Raw genomic sequence first — 19,810 nt, 5'->3', positions numbered from 1 at the left:
AACGCACGATGAGAATTTCACTGTTCTGTCGTTAAATTTATACCGTCATATTCTGAGTTACGAGATTTTGACGTTACTTCGTACCTGCTACTAGTGCTCTGGCCTGAAGGATCTCGTTATCTACCATCTCGGAGTATTGAGTGTAACAACGCTTGATATCCAAATCCGTATGATGCGAATATCGCAACGTTGTCGTGACATTTCCATGGCCAAGGAACCGTTGCGTTTTAAAGATATCATGGCCCCCAGATTGAAAATGTGTCGCAGATGTATGACGAACAGTTGTAAAGTCAAAGTGTTCAAAACTCAGCGTTTTTTTGAAGTTTTTGACTAATTTACTGTAGTCTACTAGGTGTGATTTATGATCAATTGGATTAGGGAAAAGCCATTGACTTTTTGAGGAGTGAATTGGGTGTTGTAACCATTCTTTAATAATAACATCGAGGCCATTACACAATGGAGTGTATTGCGGCTGCTTAACTTTTCCCTTATCTCCTCGAATAATCAGCATGTTACTTTCCCAATAAATATCTGTTTTTTTGATTTTTAGTGCATAGCTCGGCCTTAACCCTAAGTAGATGCAAATTAAAATTAGAGGTGTCAGGTAGTCGTAGAACGGGCAGGAACCTAGTTTTCCAAGCAGTTTGTTCCGGTCTCGTACAAATAATTTTTGGTAAATTTCTACTCGCTCTTCTTGGCTGTAATATTTATGCACCAAGTTTTTGGGAATAAATTTAAGCTCGCTGGTGTGAATGATCTCCTCCGGAATTTTATAATTATGAAATGGTGATGCGGAAGCCGATCGTAAAGCTGCTCTGAGTGATGAAATTGCGCCTTTAAGTGTTGATTCTGCCAAATCATATGGACATTCACTTTGTTGTTTCTGTTTTGTTGTTAGCTTTCTGATATGGCTTTCCTTCCAGAGGATTAGTAATTTTAAGTCTATTTTATCAATAGGATATGCTAGGAATTGTTTGAAGTGATAACGGATGATATTGATTTTATTTCGCGCTGTTTTTGGGTTTTTTGATATCAAAACCACTTCATATTCTTTCAGATACTCATCAAGCGTTAGGAGATGTTTGGAGGTCAAGTGGAATTGAGGTTTGGCGAGTTTAAGCAGATGAGCTGAAATAACGTTATCCAAATCTTGTTTTGGCGTAAGGTCGCAAATTTTTCTTGTTTTCAATTTCCCCGTGCTGCTTTCTCTCACTCTGCTATAAAAACTCATGGCTGCTAGGCTGTTGGGGACTAGCTCGTTAGTATCGTTATTTTGGAAGTTTTTGATATCTAAAATCCGAATGTAAAAGTTAGGTATATCTTTTACTGAAACGGTCAGAAATTTTCGTTTACCTGAGTGCCATTCGTGAACAACCTGGCTCAATTTAAGGTCTTTGTTCTGCGGCTCATTTCCGCTCCCGCTGACATTGAAGGTTTTGTGAAACTGTTGAATGACATCGTCGTTTGGCGCTCCCACAATAATCAGGTTGAATGTATGAAGTAGAAGATCCCACATAAGTTGGTAGAGTTTCATTTGTTTTGCCTTTTGTTGTTTAAGATGGCAATAGCATGCAAATTTTTTTCAAAAGGCAGAAATTTCGATTATGCATAAAAAAATTAATGAGGAGTGTGCACAAGATTTCTAGACCAAACATAATCGTTTTTTTTGTTTTTTTTACGCACCAGATATTCTTCGCGGGTCTACCCACTAGGAGTTATTTGATGTCAGATGTAAGGCTATACACCGAAAAACAAACCGCGATGAGGTTGTCTATGTCAGTTAGCGCATTACAGAAGAGTCGAACTAAGGGCTCAACTGCAATTGAGCTGGGGCATGCACCAAGCTTTATTAAGATTGGTAGTCTTGTACGCTACACGGCCGAGGATATTGAAAATTTTATTTCTTCAGCAAAGCAATATGCACTTGAGTCAGAATCGAAGTCCTCGACCAAAGAGCAAAATCTTGGAACCGTGATGTGGGGAAATACGGGGGGGAATGAGAGGACAGATAATAGTCAACATGTAGAAATGGTAGTTGAAGACTCTATGGAGGGGCGGCTGATAAAGGAAAAAAAACCTAAATGTTGGCTGACGGGTATTGGCTTATAGCATGTTGATATTGGGCCTAATCCTTTATTTCTTTTCTCTCAGGCCCATTGAACTTCTATAAGTTGCATACGCTTTATCAGATAAGTAAGCATTATTAAAAAATGCTGTAATTGGACGAGTTGAACACTGGACTCGTCAAGATTGATACTTTCATCTTAAGCGACGCGTTAGAGCGTCGCTTTACTCTTTTCGGGTTATCTTCAGCTTCGTTTTTTTGCACTCTATTAACTCCCTAACTTTTATCATTCTAAGATGCTGACACGACCTAATGCGTGTTCCATTTTAGGTAGAATAAATTTGTAGCTTGAATTGCCTTGAAGTTTGGTTAGACTGATGTTTTGCACCCTTTTGCATGGGGTTGCATGCAGTTTGTGCGATATAGGTGCGATCGTTCCTAGGTTCAGGTATTTCGAAGGTGAGAATGGGTGTGCTTTAGATACAAAAAAGCCCATTGAATCAATGGGCTTCTTCGTTGTATTGGGTGGTGGCCCCTCACGGACTTGAACCGTGGACCTAACGATTATGAGTCGTGTGCTCTAACCAACTGAGCTAAGGGGCCGACTTAAGGTAATCGTCATTACCTGAAGCGGGAGGAAGTATACTAAGCTTACTTACGCTTGTCACCCGTGTTTTGGCTGGAAATTCACGCAACTGATTCAATTGGTTATCTGTTAATCAACTTAAATGCCATCGTCGGCTAAATTTAATGCTTTCATAGCGTGCTTATGCGGATATTGGCGCCGGAGAGGCAATAAAAAGCCCTGCATAGGCAGGGCTTCAAATCTTACTTAGCTGACTTTAGGCTTATAACGGCCTATTCATCTAGGAATGATTTTAAGATTTCTGAGCGTGAAGGGTGACGCAGTTTGCGCAGTGCCTTAGCTTCAATCTGACGAATACGTTCACGGGTCACGTCGAACTGCTTACCCACTTCTTCAAGTGTGTGGTCAGTGTTCATATCGATACCAAAACGCATACGCAGTACTTTTGCTTCACGGGCGGTTAGACCTGCTAACACTTCGTGAGTGGCGTTTTTCAAGCTTTCGCTGGTCGCTGAGTCCAGTGGTAGTTCGAGGGTCGTATCCTCGATAAAATCACCTAAATGCGAATCTTCATCGTCACCGATTGGGGTTTCCATGGAGATAGGTTCTTTAGCGATTTTCAGTACCTTACGGATCTTATCTTCCGGCATCATCATACGCTCAGCCAGTTCTTCAGGTGAAGGCTCGCGGCCCATTTCCTGTAGCATTTGGCGAGAAATACGGTTCAGCTTGTTGATCGTTTCGATCATGTGTACTGGAATACGAATCGTACGCGCTTGGTCGGCAATAGAACGAGTAATCGCCTGACGGATCCACCAAGTTGCATAGGTCGAGAACTTATAGCCACGACGGTATTCGAATTTATCCACGGCTTTCATCAAGCCAATGTTACCTTCTTGGATTAAGTCCAAGAATTGTAAGCCACGGTTGGTGTATTTCTTCGCGATAGAAATGACCAGACGTAAGTTGGCTTCAACCATTTCTTTCTTCGCACGGCGGGCTTTAGCTTCACCGATTGACATACGACGGTTGATGTCTTTAATGGCTGAAATCGCTAAGCCAGTTTCTTCTTCAACTGCTGCAAGCTTAGTACGACAACGGATCACGTCGTCTTCAACCATTCTTAGGCCTTCGGCATAAGGTTTAGTTGAGGCTTTTTCAGTGTTGAACCAATCGAGGTTGGTTTCGTTGCCAGTGAAGAATTTAACAAAATTTTTCTTCGGCATTTTGGCTTGTTCAACGCATAGTTTTAACACTAAACGTTCTTGAACACGCACGCGATCCATCATAGTGCGCATGCTTTTTACTAAACGGTCAAACTGTTTAGGTACTAAGCGGAATTCTTTGAAGATTTCACCAATTTCGAATAGTGCTTTTACCGATTCTGGGTGTTCACGGCCCTTAGCTTCGATAATTTTCAGTGCACTTTCGTAGGCGGTTCTCAGTTGAGCGAATCTTTCGCGTGCTTCTTCAGGATCTGGCCCTTTGTTGCCTTCTTCTTCATCTTCACTGTCTTCGTCATCATCTTCGTCATCTTCATCGTCCAGCTCTTCTTCAGATAATTCTGAGCCGATGTGAGTTGCTGTCGGTGCGACGTCTTCTTCGTCCGGGTTAACAAATCCAGAGATAATATCAGATAGGCGCAGTTCGTCGGCTTCAAATTGGTCGAATTGCTCAAGGATCATCGCGATCGCTTGCGGGTACTCGGCGACTGAACTTTGAACTGTGTTGATGCCTTCTTCGATGCGTTTGGCGATAACAATTTCGCCTTCGCGGGTCAGAAGCTCAACGGTACCCATTTCACGCATGTACATGCGCACGGGATCGGTTGTGCGGCCAAGTTCGCTTTCTACTGTTGCGAGTGCGGCAGCGGCTTCTTCAGCGGCATCTTCGTCTGTGTTGTCTTCCGACATCATCATGTCATCGGCATCTGGGGCTTCTTCGAATACCCGGATACCCATGTCATTTATCATCTGGATAATATCTTCGATCTGGTCAGAATCGACCATGTCTGCAGGTAAGTGATCGTTCACTTCTGCATAGGTTAAGTAACCTTGCTCTTTACCTTTGGCAAGCAACAGCTTAAGTTGCGACTGCGGAGTATGATCCATAGATATCATCCAAGTTGGGAAACTGTTACAACGACGGACACTTAGCATAAGCTAAGTGCCGCGCAAATCGTCAATTATAGCCGTGTGCACATGTCTGTGCTAGTCACTGGGACAGTGAATGAGGACATTTTTGCCTCAGTTTAACCCTTTCATGACTGAGATCAGCTTCGAGAGCTGCATCTTCTCTTCTTTAGTATGAGTCTGTTTTAGACTCAATTCCTGATATCGTTGTTCAATATATTGATTGTTCAACCAAACCAGGGTTTGTTTAAACTTTTCGAGCAAGTTTTCATCCGCCACTTGATGGTCCCATTGGGCCAATTTATGCAGAGTGCCGCTATAAGGGTGCTCTCTGAATTGTTCAAGTAGTTGTGCGCTGTTTAACGTTTGCTCTCGAGTCATTTCCAATAACAGTGGCAGCAATTCTATGCCTGGCATCTGTAAGTGGGCGAGTGCGGGTTGTGGGGGTAAACCCATACCCAGTTTAGGATGTTGTACTAGCAATGCGATGGCGAGTCGCAAGGGTGTACCGCGTCCTTTTAATCCATTATTTGCCATTGGCTTAGCTTGTTTCACGCTAAAGCCTAGCTTCTTTTTCATATCTTCTGAGCTGTTCATTCCTAACTTGTGAGCTAAGTTCTCAAGCAGTAAGTTTTGCAGCACAGTGTCTTGAATTTTTTCAATTAAGATAAAAGCTTGTTTCGCTAAGTTGCCTTTATCTGTACCGTATTTTGTCGCTAATGTATCAAACAGAAACTCGGGTAGTGCTATGGCTGAATCCATTAAGGTTTCAAATGCATCTTTACCAATTTTACGTACCATAGAATCAGGATCTTCGGCCTGAGGCAGGAACATAAATCGCACTTGATCGCCTGGCTTTAATAATGGTAATGCCGTTTCCAGTGCGCGCCAAGCCGCTTCAGTACCCGCTCTATCACCGTCGTAACAGCAAACCACTTCTTTAGCGCTGCGCAGCAAAAGCTGAAATTGCTCCGCTGTAGTCGAAGTGCCTAATGACGCGACGGCATAATCGACACCAAATTGCGCCAATGCCACCACATCCATATAGCCTTCAACGATCAGTACTTTGTCTGGATCGCGATGGCGTTGTTTTAGTTCATAAAGACCATAAAGCTCATTGCCCTTATGAAATATGGGCGTTTCTGGAGAATTCAAGTATTTGGGTGTGCCATCACCTAAAACTCTGCCGCCAAAACCAATGACTCGTCCGCGCCTGTCGCGGATAGGAAACATCAGGCGGTCACGAAATCTGTCGTAACGTTTACCACTGTCGTTACTAATTAACATACCCGCAGTGAGTAATTTATCCTGCGCATCTTGATTCTGACGATAGCGGCCCAATAAGCCGTCCCAACCGTCTGGCGCAAAGCCAATACCAAAATGTTCGACTACATCATCGGATAAACCGCGATAGGCAAGATAATCGATAACTTTTTGTTTATCTTGGTGTTGTCTAAGTTGGTTTTGAAAGTAAAGGCTCGCTTCTTCCATGAGTTGGTATAAGTCACGACTTAAACCGTCATCATGTCGCTTGCCTGTGCCTTGTTCTCTGGGAACCTCTAATCCAAGCTGGCCCGCCAAATCTTCAATGGCATCAATAAAATCGAGTCGGTCATACTCCATCACAAAATCGATGGCGTTGCCGTGAGCACCGCAGCCAAAGCAATGATAGAACTGTTTATCACGGCTGACGGTAAACGAAGGTGATTTTTCGCTATGAAAAGGACAACAGGCCGAGTAGTTCTTACCCGCCTTTTTCAAGGGCACCTTACGATCGATAAGTTCGACTATGTCAGTGCGAGCGATTAGCTCATTGATAAAATCACGAGGTATTGCCATTGAGTGCTTAAAATCCCGCCTTGCGCGAATTTAAACAAACAAGCCGCGCATAGGCACGGCTTGTTCATACAGTGAAACGCTAATTATTGCAATTTTGCACGGATCATAGCGCCGATAGCGCCCATGTCTGCACGTCCTTGCACTTTAGATTTCAATGCTCCCATTACTTTGCCCATATCCGCCATGGCGGATGCACCTACTTCTACAATAGTTGCATCGATGAGCGCCGCGACTTCCGCCTCTGTAAGAGGGGTAGGCAGGAAAGCTTCAATAACTTGAATCTCTGCTGCTTCCACGTCGGCCAACTCGTTACGACCCGCTGCTTCAAACTGAGCAATCGAGTCACGACGTTGTTTCACCATTTTGGTTAAGACCGCTATAACCTGTTCATCAGTCAGAGATTCGCGGGTATCCACTTCAATCTGTTTGATGGCGGCTAATGCCATACGAATAGTGCTCAAGCGCGCCTTCTCTTTGGCGATCATGGCCTGCTTCATGTGGTCTTTTAGCTGATCAATTAGGCTCATATGAGATTAATATAAACGTACGCGACGTGCGTTTTCGCGAGAAAGCTTCTTAGCTAAACGTTTAACTGCAGCTGCTTTTGCGCGCTTACGTGCAGTAGTTGGCTTCTCGTAGAATTCACGAGCACGCACGTCGGCTAAAATACCAGCTTTTTCACAAGAGCGCTTGAAACGACGCAGAGCTACGTCGAATGGTTCGTTTTCACGTACTTTAATAATTGGCATACGCCATCACCCCTTAGGTGTAGGTTGTTCTGGTTCAATTACTCGAACCAAGTCTATTTAAAATGGTGCGGAATTTTATACCGAGACACCTAGGCTTGTAAAGCCCTAAAACTGAGCTCAGTCCTATAGTGGACTCAATATGGTCTGCGCGACTGGAGTAATCGAGCGCTTGCAGGTAGAATTAGCGCCCTTTTGTTAGCAATTGATGAGACACCATGCGGGTTCTAGGTATTGAAACATCCTGTGACGAGACAGGTATCGCCGTCTATGACGATGAACTGGGCTTATTATCGCACACTTTATACAGTCAAGTTAAGCTGCATGCTGACTATGGTGGTGTGGTGCCTGAGTTGGCGTCGCGTGACCATGTACGCAAAATTGTGCCGCTTATTCGTCAAGCGCTGAAAGATGCGAATACTGAAATGGCTGATCTCGACGGGATTGCCTATACCAAGGGCCCAGGTTTGATTGGTGCTTTGCTTGTCGGCGCCTGTGTTGGGCGTTCACTGGCGTTTGCTTGGGACAAGCCTGCAATCGGTGTGCACCATATGGAAGGGCACCTGCTGGCGCCTATGCTTGAAGATGATGCGCCTGAGTTCCCATTTGTGGCCTTATTAGTCTCTGGTGGCCATTCTATGTTAGTTAAAGTCGATGGGATTGGCCGCTATGAAGTATTAGGCGAGTCGGTTGACGATGCCGCGGGTGAAGCATTCGATAAAACGGCCAAGTTAATGGGGCTGGATTATCCCGGCGGCCCGCGCTTAGCGAAACTGGCCGCTAAAGGCTTACCTGCAGGCTATAAGTTCCCGCGTCCTATGACCGACAGACCTGGACTCGATTTTAGCTTTTCGGGTTTAAAAACTTTTACCGCCAATACTATTGCCGCTGAACCTGACGATGGGCAAACGCGCGCCAATATTGCCCGTGCCTTTGAAGAAGCCGTGGTTGATACGCTAGCGATTAAATGTCGCCGTGCGCTGAAGCAAACTGGCTATAACCGCTTAGTGATCGCCGGTGGCGTGAGTGCGAATACGCGTTTAAGGGAAACCTTGGCTGAAATGATGAACTCGCTAGGTGGACAAGTATTTTATCCCCGCGGTGAGTTTTGTACCGATAACGGCGCCATGATTGCCTTTGCGGGATTGCAGCGTTTAAAGGCGGGACAACACGAAGATTTAGCGGTAAAAGGTCAACCTCGATGGCCATTAGATACCTTGCCACCAGTGGCATAACTGGTTGTTGATGCCGATACTTAATATTGAGACAAAAAAACTGCGCTTTTAGCGCAGTTTTTTATTGGGGTAATTTCATTGGGTGTAATGTTATCTTAGGATTTTTTAGGGCGCTTCTTGCGTGACACTTTAGATTCTTCACCCTTGAGTAAGCGCTGAATATTGTCTTTATGGCGAATGATGATAAGTGTCGACAACATGGCAACGGGAATGGTGAATCTGTCGTCTAGCCACCAAGTATAAAGGGGCGCCAGTAAAGCGGTAAGAATGGCGGCAAGGGACGAGTAGCGGCTAATTAACAATAGGACGACCCAAGATGCCATTAGGCAAATCGCTAAATCATCGCCGATGGGAGCCATAGCGCCAAAGGCGGTAGCAACGCCTTTGCCACCTTTGAATCCAAAAAATACCGGATAAATATGTCCAAGACAGGCGGCGATGGCGATGAGTCCGAGTGACACTGCATCTATGCCCATAAGATAAGCTAAATAAGAAGGCACGGCACCTTTGAGCATGTCGAAAAACAACACCATGGCAGCCGAACTCGCGCCGCCAATTCGCAGTACATTGGTGGCTCCTGGATTGCCTGAACCTTGCAATCTTGGATCGGGTAGACCTCTCATCCTACAAACCAGCACGGCACTTGAGATTGAACCCGCCAAATAGGCGGCCAAAATCATCAAAAGTGTCTGTGTTAATGGACTCACATTGGTTTCCTTACGCGTCTTAAGGTATTATCGCGCAACAATTTAAAAAGCTGACCCAGTTGCCAATCCCGCTATAGGTTTGTGCGATAACTCGCCTAGTTGGGGCTGAGATATTTTCTGAATGAGCAAATCCTTTTAGGGCGTTATCCTACTGTGGATTGGCTCGAGTAGAAAGTAAATTAGTTATCTGTCAGAAGATTGCGGATTATACAGCTAGGATCGCTTTTAGCTTATCAGACCTCATAGTCGTTAGTTGGAGAAAGCATGGATAAGGTACTTATACGGCAATTACGCATTGATACTGTGATTGGTGTCTATGAGTGGGAAAAGAAAATCCAGCAGAGCCTGTTATTAGATTTAGACATGGCGTGGGATAACAAACCCGCCGCTGCGACAGACGATTATCAATATGCGCTGTGCTATGAGACAGTTTCCAATCGATTAACCCAACTTGTTACTGAGCATCCAATCGAGTTAATCGAAACGGTTGCCGAGCGCGTGGCCGATTGCCTACTTCAAGAATTTAATGTGGCTTGGGTGAAAGTTGTGGTGATGAAGCCGGGAGCAGTCGCAACGGCAGCTTCGGTTGGCGTCGAGATTGAACGTTCACGTTAGATGAGTACTTGATCAACTGCGCTGTTGATTGAGAAACAGTGTTTATCTTCAGATAAATCGGACATTAGCATGGCACGTATTTATATCAGTCTGGGTAGCAATATCGAGCCTGAACAGCATCTGCAAGCAGGATTAACATCGCTGCGAGCGTGTTTCGGGCCGCTGCGCCTCTCTTCTATGTATGAAAGTGAAGCGGTAGGTTTTAGTGGCACTAATTTTTTGAATATGGTTGCTAGCGCTGAAACGGATCTTAATATAGCGGCGGTAGTTGCACAGTTTAAGCAAATCGAGCAGAATCACGGCCGGCTTGCCGGGGCAAAGAAATTTAGCCCAAGAACCTTAGATTTGGATCTGCTGCTTTATGACCATGTGGTATGCCAAACGCCTGTTGTGCTGCCCCGTGCTGAGATAGTCAATAATGCCTTTGTGTTATGGCCATTAGCCGAGTTAGCGCCGGAATTGATTCATCCCGTGGTAGATAAAAGCTATGCAAGTTTGTGGCAAGAGTATGACAAAGATTCACAGCGACTTTGGCCTGTGACGTTTGAATGGCCCCCAGGGCTGACGTTTTAATTTATTGATAGGATTGTCATGGATACGTTTCAGGTCATTATTTTAGCGCTTATTCAAGGGCTAACCGAGTTTTTACCTATTTCTAGTTCTGCCCACTTAATTTTACCCGCACAGCTTTTAGGTTGGGAAGATCAAGGTTTATCCTTCGATGTGGCAGTGAATACAGGTTCGTTATTTGCTGTGGTAATTTATTTCAGACACGAGTTATGGACTATGTTTAATGCTTGGATTGCGAGCATTTTCAGAGGTCAACAATCCGAAGACAGCAAGCTGGCGTGGTGGATTATTCTGGCGACCTTGCCAGCGGTGTTTTTTGGTTTTCTGGCAAAGGATTTTATCGCGACTCACCTACGTAATGCTGAGGTCATCGCGGTCACTACCGTCGTATTTGGTTTATTGTTGTGGTGGGCCGATAAGATGTCGCGCCGCGATTTAACGGTTTATCAGACGGGCTGGCGTAAAGCCTTGTTAATTGGTTTCGCGCAGGCATTGGCCTTGATCCCGGGGACTTCGCGCTCTGGTGCCACTATGACAGCGGCGCTAATGTTAGGCTTAAGTCGTGATGCAGCGGCCCGCTTTTCATTCTTAATGTCAGTTCCTGTGAGTTTAGGCGCGGCGATTTTAGTGGGTAAAGATCTGGCGAAAAGTGAGCTTCCGATTGATTATCAAGCGTTAATCCTAGGAACTCTGATTTCGTTTGTTGCCGCTTATGCCTGTATTCATTACTTCTTAAAAATCATCAGCCGCATGGGAATGACCCCGTTTGTGATCTATCGTTTAGCACTCGGTGCAGTCTTGTGTGGATTTATCTTCTTCTAGCCACGCGAGTTTGGTCATCATAGTGAGATAATAAATAATAGAATCGGGTCATGTACCCGATTTTTGTTTTTGGAGCTTCCTCATTTTCTGAAGCTTAACTTATTTTTGGAGCTTTATATGGGTCTCGAATATCAATGTCCAACCTGCGGACTTGCGTTAAAACAACACAAAGCCTCCCAAGGTTTTTATTGTGTCAATAAGCATCACTTCGATCGGAATGAGCAAGGTTATTGGGTTTTTACTAAACCACAACGCCAAAAGCCAACTGGTGATTCGCGCGAGCAAGTTAGAGCTAAGCGTTTTCTGCTCGAATCAGGCATCTTTTCACCTTTGATCGATAAACTGGCTGAGATAATCACTGGATCTATTACGCCTGATGCTTGTTTATTGGATTATGAATGCGCTGAGGGCTTCTTCTTGCGTGCTTTAGCTTCCAAGCTGGCTGAGGTAGAAAATCCGCTAAACGTCCAGTACGTGGGCGTAGCGGACGCAGAAAATGCTATTTTTGCTGCAGCGAAGGCGCAGACTCCTGGGATCTTGTGTTTAAGCTCTTCTAAAAAATTACCCTTTATCGATAATTGTGTGGATTTTATTACTGTTATTGATCGGCCATTAAAGGGAAAAGAGTCTGTTAGGATATTGAAAGACGATGGGACCATGTTACTGGTTATGCCTGGGCCACGACACCTATGGCAGCTCAGGGAATATATTTATTCTGACTTGGCTGAAAAACCTTTCAAAGTGAATTTGCCCTCTGCATTATCGGTAAAAGAGACTCAGGCACTGAGCTTCACTTTATCTGTTACCGGTGAGCAAGCATTAACGCTATTGGATATGGCGCCTTATGCGTGGCGTGCAACTGACAAGATGAAGCACGATATTCAAGCTAATCATTTTGAGTCGTTGGAAATTGACTATGTATTAGTCTCAGCACATAAACGTGTGGTTGAATCGCTATAGGTTAAAATCTGCAGTTGATGCGGTTAATTTTAAGCCAATTCATAGGCTTAGTTCGATGGTTTTTAGATGCTTTAAAAGGCTATATTACTCAAGTCTATGATTCTGTTTGACGTTTTCATGTTGTTTTTATGTTATATAGGCCGAAGCTGTTATTATTTTTAACTTTAGGCCTATTTGTTCTGTGCCAAATACAGCTTACTTATTGCCTTTGTTTCCCATGTAGCCTCGATTTTTGTCAATAGCTTTTCTTTTAAAGAGAAATATTATTATTTTATAAAAAACCATTTTTTAAGATAAACGAGACTGGCTTTTAAGAATACTTAAAAGTTTAAATGAGAAGCTTAGATTAATAACGAAGGTTTTAATTAAAAGACGAATGGGATCCGTTTATACAGGCGCATACAAAAGTTAACTTTTTAAGGGGATTGGGGGATAACCTTTAAAGATGCGTTTGGAGATTTAAAGTCAATTTAGCGTTTTGGTATTAGTAGATTGGTAATCTTGAGTATCAATACCTTGAATAACAGGCATAAAAAAAGGCTTAGATTGATGTGCTTATCGCTTTCATCTTTCTTAAGCCTTTTGTCTTAACTTACTAAACAGTAAGCTAAATTACCTTTCATTACTTCTTGTAACGAGAAGCAACGTTGTCTAAACGGTCGTTTGCGCGTTTAGCTTCTGCTTGTGCGTCCATAGATGCTGCTTTTGCATCTTTAACGTCTGCAGACAGTTTGCTTTGCTCTGATTTCAGAGAACCAACATCAGCTGACAATTGATCAACTTTGTTGCCCAGAGTTGCAACGCTTTCTTCCAGAGCAGTAGTGTTCGCGCAACCACCTAGAAGGGCAGTCATTGCTAAACCAGCAATCATCAGTACTTTTTTGTTCATTGTAAAAAATCCCTTAAAATAGGTTGGATTTGAATGTTTCGTTACTTTGTAAGCGAAACTGCCTAATTATGACATAGCTATTTTAATTTGCTACGAATATTAATGTGTTTAACCACTATAGGCATATAAATTTTTTTTAAAAGCTTTTTTTATAAGTTATATCGACATTTCTAATCGTAAAGGAGGGCATTTTTCACTATAAAGTGATGCGCCACTTACAAATCCTTTACAAATTACTGTTCATCCGTCGGCAGTTTAGTTTGCATTTTTTGTTTAAACTGACTGACCGCTTCAATCCGACGTAAATTTAACGCTTGCTTTATCTCTGCGCCTTGAAAACCTGCGGCAATAATGGCGGCAATATCGACATTATTGGCGGCAAGGAAGCATTGAGTTAAATATTCACCCTGAGGGTAGGGGTTGTTTTCAAATCCTGTGCGACCACGCATATCGGCGAAGCAGGCTAATTTAAGCTGCGTTAAGCGCTCGGGCTTACGCCAAAAGTCAGCTTTATCGAATATTTTTACGATCGTTTCGGCTCTAAGCTCGAAGGCCTGATGAACGTTCTGATGTTGGTCACTGACCAGTAACGCCAGATCGCGGGTTTCGTTCGGCACTCGTAAACGGGTGCAGAGCGCTTTTATCAGCGGCAAGCCCTTTTGGCCGTGACCGTGATGTTTAGGTAAATGCTCTTTTGGACTGAGGGCTTTGCCTAAATCATGTACCAGAGCGGCAAAACGAACGCTTTTATCCTCAGTGAGAAGAGCGGCTTGGGCGAGCACCATTAAAGTATGCACACCGGTATCAATTTCAGGATGCCATTTTTCTGGTTGAGGAACGCCAAATAAGGCAAAGATCTCGGGAAAGAGTACTTCAAGGGCGCCGCATTGGTGCAGTACCTCGAAAAAGACCTCTGGGTGAGGTCCGCCTAAGCTTTTATCGACTTCTTGCCAGACTCGCTCCGCGGTTAACGCGTTAAGCTCATCGCTTGCGCTAATTTGGCGCATCAGTGCCAGAGTTTCTGCGGCAATGTGAAATCCTAAAGCATGAAACCTTGCGGCAAAGCGGGCGACACGTAATACGCGAAGCGGATCTTCAATGAAAGCATCCGACACATGGCGCAATAGGCGCGCGTTAAGATCCTCAATGCCATTAAAAGGATCGTATAAGTTGCCCTTTTCATCTTGGGCGATAGCATTGATGGTCAGATCTCGACGTAACAAGTCTTGCTCTAAAGTCACATCGGGACTGGCATGGCAGCTAAAACCACCATAACCCAGTCCAATTTTTCGCTCTGTTCGGGCTAACGCATATTCTTGTTGGTTTTTAGGATGCAGAAATACCGGGAAATCTTTACCGACCTGGCGGTATCCCAGTTGCAACATTTGTTCTGGAGTCGCACCAACGACGAGGTAATCTTTGTCCTTGATAGGGAGATTGAGCAGGCTGTCACGCACAGCACCGCCGACGAGATATATTTTCACAGGCAAGATTCGGCTAATGTGTCATAAACATAGCTTATCATGCCCATTAAGGTGATGGATAAAGTCGTCGCGAGATATTTGCGCACTTATGTGTCACATTGATGTTGCGGATATTTTGACAATAACATTGGGACGCTTTAACGTGGGGCGTTATTTTTAAATTAGGATGATTGGTGGTATGTACAAGGCCTTTTACGGACTCAGCGATAACCCTTTTTCGATTGCACCCAATCCCCATTATTTATTTTTGAGTGATAGGCACAGAGAGGCGTTGGCCCATTTAACCTACGGGTTAGGGGAAACGGGCGGCTTTGTGTTGCTAACAGGGGAAGTTGGCACGGGTAAAACGACGGTATCTCGCTGTTTACTTGGGCAATTGCCCGATAATACCGACACCGCATTTATCCTTAATCCATCGCTAACAGAGCTCGAGTTGCTCGCCACGCTTTGCGATGAACTTAAGATTTCCTACGGAGAAAATCCCACACTCAAGCAGTTGACCGACCACTTGAGTCGTTTTTTATTGGACAATCACAGCAAAGGTCGTAATACCGTGCTCATCATCGATGAAGCGCAGCATTTACGCCCTGAAGTGCTGGAGCAACTGCGCCTTTTGACCAATCTTGAGACGGACACCAAGAAGTTACTGCAGGTCATTTTAATCGGTCAGCCAGAATTACAGCTGTTATTGAAGCGCCAAGAGCTGCGTCAGTTAGCCCAGCGGATCACTGCTCGCTACCATTTATTGCCGTTAAATGAAGATGAAATCGCTCTTTATGTGTTGCATCGCTTGCAAGTCGCGGGACGATTTGAACCTTTATTTACCCGCAAAGCCGTTAAGGTGTTGCAAAAGTACAGTGGCGGCATCCCTCGATTAATTAACCTCTTATGTGAACGTTCGCTGATGGCGGGCTATGCGCAATCGCGGGTGCCCATCGATCATCATATGGTGAGACAAGCTGCGGCTGAAGTATTAGGTGAAGAGGAGCCGACTCAGAATAGGTATCTTTGGCCGACAGCGACCGCTGCGGCGTTATTTGTCGCTTTTGGTGTTTCCTATTGGCTATTTACCGACAAGCCTGTCAATGCCGCGTTAGCGTCTAGTAGGGTCCTTGAGTCAACGTCAGCAAATGTTGCTGCATCAAACACTCAAGCTTTGAGTGCGACCGAAGGAATGAGCAAGGTAGTGCAACCCGCTGATCAGCAAAACAATCAGACGACTCAGTCGTCTATTCCAGATCCCAATCAGCGCTTACTTAATGATGCGATTAATCAGAGTCGCGATATCGATACCGCCTTTGCGGGTTTGTTTAGCGTGTGGGGCAAAGTACCGTATAAAGGTTTAACCGCCTGCCAATCTGCGGTTGAGCAAGGATTGTCTTGTTATCAGCAGCAGGGTAACTGGATGTCACTGACTCGGCTTAATTATCCAGCCGTGGTGTATTTGGTTGATGATAACCAACAGGATTTTTATGGCGCTGTGATTGCGGTAGATGGCGAGCAGTTGCTGATGCAGTTAGGTGAACAACAACTTTGGGTTGATAGAGCTTGGTTCAATCAACATTTCAGTGGCACCTTCGAAATCCTATGGCAAGCACCTAATTTACCTATGATGGATATCAGTCAAAAATCGAGTCCAGGTCAACTGCAATGGTTAGAGAATGCCTTAGCCCATGTGAATAATCGCAATACTCGCAGGGTCAATCAATTCGATGTGCAACTGGAAAATGATCTTAAAAGCTTCCAAAGTCAGCATGGCTTAAAAGCCGATGGTATTGCCGGAAATCAGACATTAGTGAGATTAAATTTGTATTTAAGTCAGCAAGGTCCACGTTTAACCGATAATGGGGCGCGCAGCTGATGTCCATTTTACTCGATGCCGTGACCCGTAATAAACAACAGCAACAATCGCCTTTACCCGATGCGGTGATGACGCCAAGGGCTAATTACCCGCAGCCACGTAAATCAGGCGTGCCGATAGGCAAACTGTCTTTACTTGTCGTCGCCGTCGCCGCCGGAATTTGCGTCGCTTGGGGATTAAGTGTATGGGACCAAACTCGACATATTTCAACCGAACATGCTTCAACTAACAATATGGCAGTGGCAAAGGTATTACCACCAACTGCATCTTCATTACCAGCTTCGACAGTGGCTAAAAGTGAGCTTCAGACTGTCTCGACAGAATCGGTTGCTCAGCCGCAATCTGAGGGTAGTGCTAATACAGGTGTTCGACTCGCAGGCAAAGTGGCGCTGCCTCGGGCACAGACTTTGCCCGAGTTGACTGCATCATCGCAATATCAGGGCGGGGCGGTAGCAAATTCGCCTCAAGCTTCTAGCGCGAATATGAACAGCAATGCAGCTCAAAGTTACAAGGTTACTAAAAATAGTGTTCCTAACAACAGCGATCCGAATAATAGCGATTCCAGCTACGGGGACTATATGTCGACGTCAGCCCAAGTGGACGCAGCAAGTCGCGAAGTTGCGTCTATGTCTGCTGACACGCAAACACAGCAACCTATGATGTTAGGTGCTAATGCCAATGAGTCGGGTCTTGCGAGTCTTGAGGCGCTGCGTCAGCAAGTCAGTGCGGCAGCGGAAGATGTCGGTTTAGAAACCAACAAAAGTCGCGATGAAGACAAGTTAGTGGCTTCCTTTCAAAGTGCGCTAAAGGATGTGGAATACACCAATGCGGCGGAGACAAATGTCACTGAAGCTAAATTAGATCCTATTCCTAAAACGGCTGCGGATGATATCCCTAAATACGGCCAACTACCTGCCGGGCTGCAATTACAAGTGCCTGAATTTAATATCGTTGCCCATGTTTATTCCAGCGATCCGACCCAAAGGTGGCTGAATGTGGACGGTGCAGAGTTACAGGAAGGGGATATGATTGCGGGTAAGCTGAAGATTATCTCCATTCGTCCGCGAGACATAGTGTTAGATATTCAAGGTACCCAGTTTAAAGTGCCTGCAATTTAATCTGGCTTTACGATGAGCCATGCTAGCGGTTATCTGTGCTAGTCATGGCTAAAGTAGAAATGAAAAAGGCGCCTAGGCGCCTTTTTTGATCTTAATGAATCTCAACTTAATCAAACAGTCTGTAAGCTAAGAATAGGGTCAGTGCGTAACCGACGCTGTAGCAAAGGAAAAGTGCTGGAACGTATTTTAAGTAACTCACAAACGTCAGTTCTTTCACTTTACTCATGGCTACAATACCCGATGCAGAACCGATAATCAGCAGTGAGCCACCTACGCCAACGCTATAGGTTAAGCCAAGCCATTCAGGGGTATTCAGCACTGGACTTGCTTTTAACAATGCCGCCGTTAATGGCACGTTATCAATCAAGGCTGAGCCGATACCTGTGACGAAGTTAGAGATGTTTGGATTAAACATAGTATAAGCTTCGGTCAGCATGTCTAAGGTGCCGATTTCTTTAAGCATACCCACGAGCAGTAAAATACCTAAGAAGAACAACAGGGTGTCGTATTCAACTTGGCGAATATACTCAAGGATTTTGATTTCTTCTTTATCGCTACGTGTGGTGTGGCCAATCAGGAACATGATTGACAGACCCGTTAGGAAGGTCAGCACTGGCGGGATACCAAACAATATGTTCAGTAACATGGTCATTAAAATCGTGCAGAAGAACACGAGGGCAATCATGACATCAACGGTTTGATAGGTGTGTTTGATGGGGGTCGTGCTCACCACGCCTTCGGCTTTGAGTGAGAACAGGGTTGCCAACAAAATCACGCTTACGGCCGATGGGATAAACAACATCAGCAGTTCGGACATATGCACATGGCCGCCTAAGAAGATCATCAACGTTGTCACATCGCCGGTGATCAAAGCGACACCGCCTGAGTTCACTGCGAAGATAATCAACACTGCCATTCTGCGGCGCATTTGTTTGTCGAGTTTAAAGGTGGTTAATAAACCTAATGACACTAACGTCGCAGTGACGTTATCACAAAATGCCGAGAGCACGAGTGCAAACAGGGCAACTTGGATCATCAACATGCGCACCGACACTTTCTGCGGGAACAGCTTTTGCACCATGATTTGGATCATGCCTTTAGCGTTCAAATACGCGACGAAGGTCATGGTCGACATCAGAAAGAGCCAGAGTGTGGCAATTTCGAGCAAATTTTCATTGAGTTGATGGGCAACGAGTTTCTCGTGGGCCGGTTCTCCAGCAGCCATAAACAGCGCTACCCAAGAAATACAGCCAAAGAATAAGGTGGTTTTTGCTTTATTAAGGTGGGTCACTTCTTCGAAAATAATACTGAGCAATGCGAGCACGGCCAGTATGATGAGAAAGGTATTTAACATAACTGCAATTCCAACTGCTGTTTTAATGTCGTAGGGCGACTTGAGTCAACCTAAAGATTGAGCATATCAAGGCTGAATTAAGCCAGCCGTGTTAGCGCGTGCGGATCAGAACATAATGGGCTAAAGAACGCAACTGTTAGCTGTGACTCAATTTGCTGCTGCTTTGTGATGTTGATCTCATGCTTTTTGGTAGCAAACTGGTTTTATATATCGCAATATTTATATTTATCAGTTTTATTAACTGTATTGTTTGATTTGATTACTAGGTTAAAAGTGAGATCTACGATTAAAGTCTAAGCAGTCAGTTTGTCGATCCTTCAATTAATTTTTGTTCAGCAAGATATTCATGAATGCTGCGGCCTGAGTCGTGTTGCTTTTCCACACTTTCCTTTGTTACTGACCTCTAATGGCTTAATCGATTAGCGTGTCACAAAAATGTCTTTGCCAAAATCTTGACTGGATACAAAGCGAGCGCTATCTTGTGGCTGTTTTCTTATCTAGGCACAGTATGTTGTGTTAACACCGGATGTTGTGTTTTTGGAGTAGAGGTAAATGACATTTGTTATTCGGAGCCTTTTGCTTTTAGGCTCACTGGTTTGGTTAACGTATTCGGGCAAGCAGCTTATTGCGCTGGGTGTGATGAGTCAGCCTGAGCTCGCCATTGAGCATATCAATTTGACCATACAGCTGGTTGTGGCGGTGATCATATTTAAATCGGCTTTAGGTTCTAAAAAGTCCGATAGCTACTAGCGCTAAATAAAGCTTACTGAATCTAAGTAAAGCTAATTAAATTTAATAAAAACAAAGGGACGCTATTGCGTCCCTTG

The 19,810-nt window shown here is 44.5% G+C and carries 18 protein-coding genes and 1 tRNA gene; 9 read left to right on the top strand and 10 right to left on the bottom strand.

The features are described from left to right. Positions 1 to 73 precede the first annotated feature (73 nt). Positions 74 to 1,534 carry a site-specific integrase gene (locus Q4Q57_RS19975; protein ID WP_311891829.1) on the bottom strand — a complete coding sequence of 487 codons (1,461 nt, stop codon included), beginning with the start codon at positions 1,532 to 1,534 and terminating at the stop codon, positions 74 to 76. Between the two features lie 188 nt (positions 1,535 to 1,722). Here Q4Q57_RS19975 and Q4Q57_RS19970 point away from each other — a divergent pair, with 188 nt between their 5' ends. Further along, a complete protein-coding gene (locus Q4Q57_RS19970; protein WP_311891828.1) occupies positions 1,723 to 2,109 on the top strand; it encodes a hypothetical protein in 387 nt (128 codons plus the stop codon). Positions 2,110 to 2,591: 482 nt separating this feature from the next. Here Q4Q57_RS19970 and Q4Q57_RS19965 read toward each other — a convergent pair. The 5 genes from Q4Q57_RS19965 to rpsU form a co-directional block, all read right to left on the bottom strand. After that, a tRNA-Ile gene (locus Q4Q57_RS19965) sits at positions 2,592 to 2,668 on the bottom strand. Positions 2,669 to 2,923: 255 nt separating this feature from the next. Next, complete coding sequence (gene rpoD / locus Q4Q57_RS19960) at positions 2,924 to 4,762, bottom strand: RNA polymerase sigma factor RpoD (RefSeq protein WP_106649811.1); 1,839 nt, start codon at positions 4,760 to 4,762, stop codon at positions 2,924 to 2,926. Positions 4,763 to 4,897: 135 nt separating this feature from the next. Further along, positions 4,898 to 6,622, bottom strand: coding sequence for a DNA primase (gene dnaG / locus Q4Q57_RS19955; protein ID WP_220592304.1), 1,725 nt, complete (start codon positions 6,620 to 6,622; stop codon positions 4,898 to 4,900). Positions 6,623 to 6,705: 83 nt separating this feature from the next. After that, positions 6,706 to 7,149, bottom strand: coding sequence for a GatB/YqeY domain-containing protein (locus tag Q4Q57_RS19950; RefSeq protein WP_006080724.1), 444 nt, complete (start codon positions 7,147 to 7,149; stop codon positions 6,706 to 6,708). A gap of 6 nt (positions 7,150 to 7,155) precedes the next feature. Further along, positions 7,156 to 7,371: a 30S ribosomal protein S21 gene (gene rpsU / locus Q4Q57_RS19945; RefSeq protein WP_006080725.1), complete on the bottom strand. Its 216-nt coding sequence runs from the start codon at positions 7,369 to 7,371 to the stop codon at positions 7,156 to 7,158. Between the two features lie 215 nt (positions 7,372 to 7,586). Here rpsU and tsaD point away from each other — a divergent pair, with 215 nt between their 5' ends. Next, positions 7,587 to 8,603, top strand: a complete 1,017-nt coding sequence (tsaD, locus tag Q4Q57_RS19940) for a tRNA (adenosine(37)-N6)-threonylcarbamoyltransferase complex transferase subunit TsaD (RefSeq protein WP_311891827.1) — start codon at positions 7,587 to 7,589, stop codon at positions 8,601 to 8,603. Between the two features lie 95 nt (positions 8,604 to 8,698). Here tsaD and plsY read toward each other — a convergent pair whose 3' ends face one another. Continuing rightward, positions 8,699 to 9,310, bottom strand: coding sequence for a glycerol-3-phosphate 1-O-acyltransferase PlsY (plsY, locus tag Q4Q57_RS19935; protein ID WP_006080727.1), 612 nt, complete (start codon positions 9,308 to 9,310; stop codon positions 8,699 to 8,701). Positions 9,311 to 9,574: 264 nt separating this feature from the next. On the opposite strand from plsY, the gene folB reads away from it, so the two are divergent. The 4 genes from folB (at position 9,575) to Q4Q57_RS19915 (ending at position 12,277) form a co-directional block, all read left to right on the top strand. Beyond that, positions 9,575 to 9,925: a dihydroneopterin aldolase gene (folB, locus tag Q4Q57_RS19930; RefSeq protein ID WP_106649815.1), complete on the top strand. Its 351-nt coding sequence runs from the start codon at positions 9,575 to 9,577 to the stop codon at positions 9,923 to 9,925. 69 nt (positions 9,926 to 9,994) lie between these two features. Beyond that, complete coding sequence (gene folK, locus Q4Q57_RS19925) at positions 9,995 to 10,498, top strand: 2-amino-4-hydroxy-6-hydroxymethyldihydropteridine diphosphokinase (RefSeq protein ID WP_006080729.1); 504 nt, start codon at positions 9,995 to 9,997, stop codon at positions 10,496 to 10,498. An 18-nt stretch (positions 10,499 to 10,516) separates the two neighbouring features. Further along, positions 10,517 to 11,317, top strand: a complete 801-nt coding sequence (locus Q4Q57_RS19920) for an undecaprenyl-diphosphate phosphatase (RefSeq protein WP_006080730.1) — start codon at positions 10,517 to 10,519, stop codon at positions 11,315 to 11,317. Between the two features lie 117 nt (positions 11,318 to 11,434). Then, positions 11,435 to 12,277, top strand: coding sequence for a putative RNA methyltransferase (locus Q4Q57_RS19915; protein ID WP_311891837.1), 843 nt, complete (start codon positions 11,435 to 11,437; stop codon positions 12,275 to 12,277). Positions 12,278 to 12,899: 622 nt separating this feature from the next. Here Q4Q57_RS19915 and Q4Q57_RS19910 read toward each other — a convergent pair. Then, positions 12,900 to 13,166: an Lpp/OprI family alanine-zipper lipoprotein gene (locus Q4Q57_RS19910; protein WP_006080732.1), complete on the bottom strand. Its 267-nt coding sequence runs from the start codon at positions 13,164 to 13,166 to the stop codon at positions 12,900 to 12,902. Between the two features lie 233 nt (positions 13,167 to 13,399). Beyond that, positions 13,400 to 14,650: a multifunctional CCA addition/repair protein gene (locus tag Q4Q57_RS19905; RefSeq protein ID WP_311891826.1), complete on the bottom strand. Its 1,251-nt coding sequence runs from the start codon at positions 14,648 to 14,650 to the stop codon at positions 13,400 to 13,402. Positions 14,651 to 14,828: 178 nt separating this feature from the next. Here Q4Q57_RS19905 and Q4Q57_RS19900 point away from each other — a divergent pair, with 178 nt between their 5' ends. Together Q4Q57_RS19900 and Q4Q57_RS19895 are read left to right on the top strand one after the other, a co-directional pair. Then, entirely contained in the window at positions 14,829 to 16,511 is a 1,683-nt protein-coding gene (locus Q4Q57_RS19900; RefSeq protein WP_311891825.1) for an AAA family ATPase, read from the top strand. After that, positions 16,511 to 17,629 (top strand): general secretion pathway protein GspB, encoded by a 1,119-nt coding sequence (locus Q4Q57_RS19895; RefSeq protein ID WP_311891824.1) that lies wholly within the window; start codon positions 16,511 to 16,513, stop codon positions 17,627 to 17,629. The genes Q4Q57_RS19900 and Q4Q57_RS19895 overlap by 1 nt, the downstream gene beginning before the upstream one ends. A gap of 106 nt (positions 17,630 to 17,735) precedes the next feature. Here the strand turns inward: Q4Q57_RS19895 and nhaD are convergent, their stop codons facing one another. Further along, positions 17,736 to 18,983 carry a sodium:proton antiporter NhaD gene (nhaD, locus tag Q4Q57_RS19890; RefSeq protein WP_311891823.1) on the bottom strand — a complete coding sequence of 416 codons (1,248 nt, stop codon included), beginning with the start codon at positions 18,981 to 18,983 and terminating at the stop codon, positions 17,736 to 17,738. A gap of 552 nt (positions 18,984 to 19,535) precedes the next feature. On the opposite strand from nhaD, the gene Q4Q57_RS19885 reads away from it, so the two are divergent. Further along, entirely contained in the window at positions 19,536 to 19,733 is a 198-nt protein-coding gene (locus Q4Q57_RS19885; RefSeq protein WP_311891822.1) for a hypothetical protein, read from the top strand. Positions 19,734 to 19,810: the final 77 nt, after the last annotated feature.

The organism is Shewanella sp. SP2S2-6, from assembly GCF_031931965.1.
GTDB lineage: Bacteria > Pseudomonadota > Gammaproteobacteria > Enterobacterales > Shewanellaceae > Shewanella > Shewanella baltica.
Note: the sequence above shows the minus strand (reverse complement) of the source record. Positions and strands in the feature narration are given on the sequence as shown.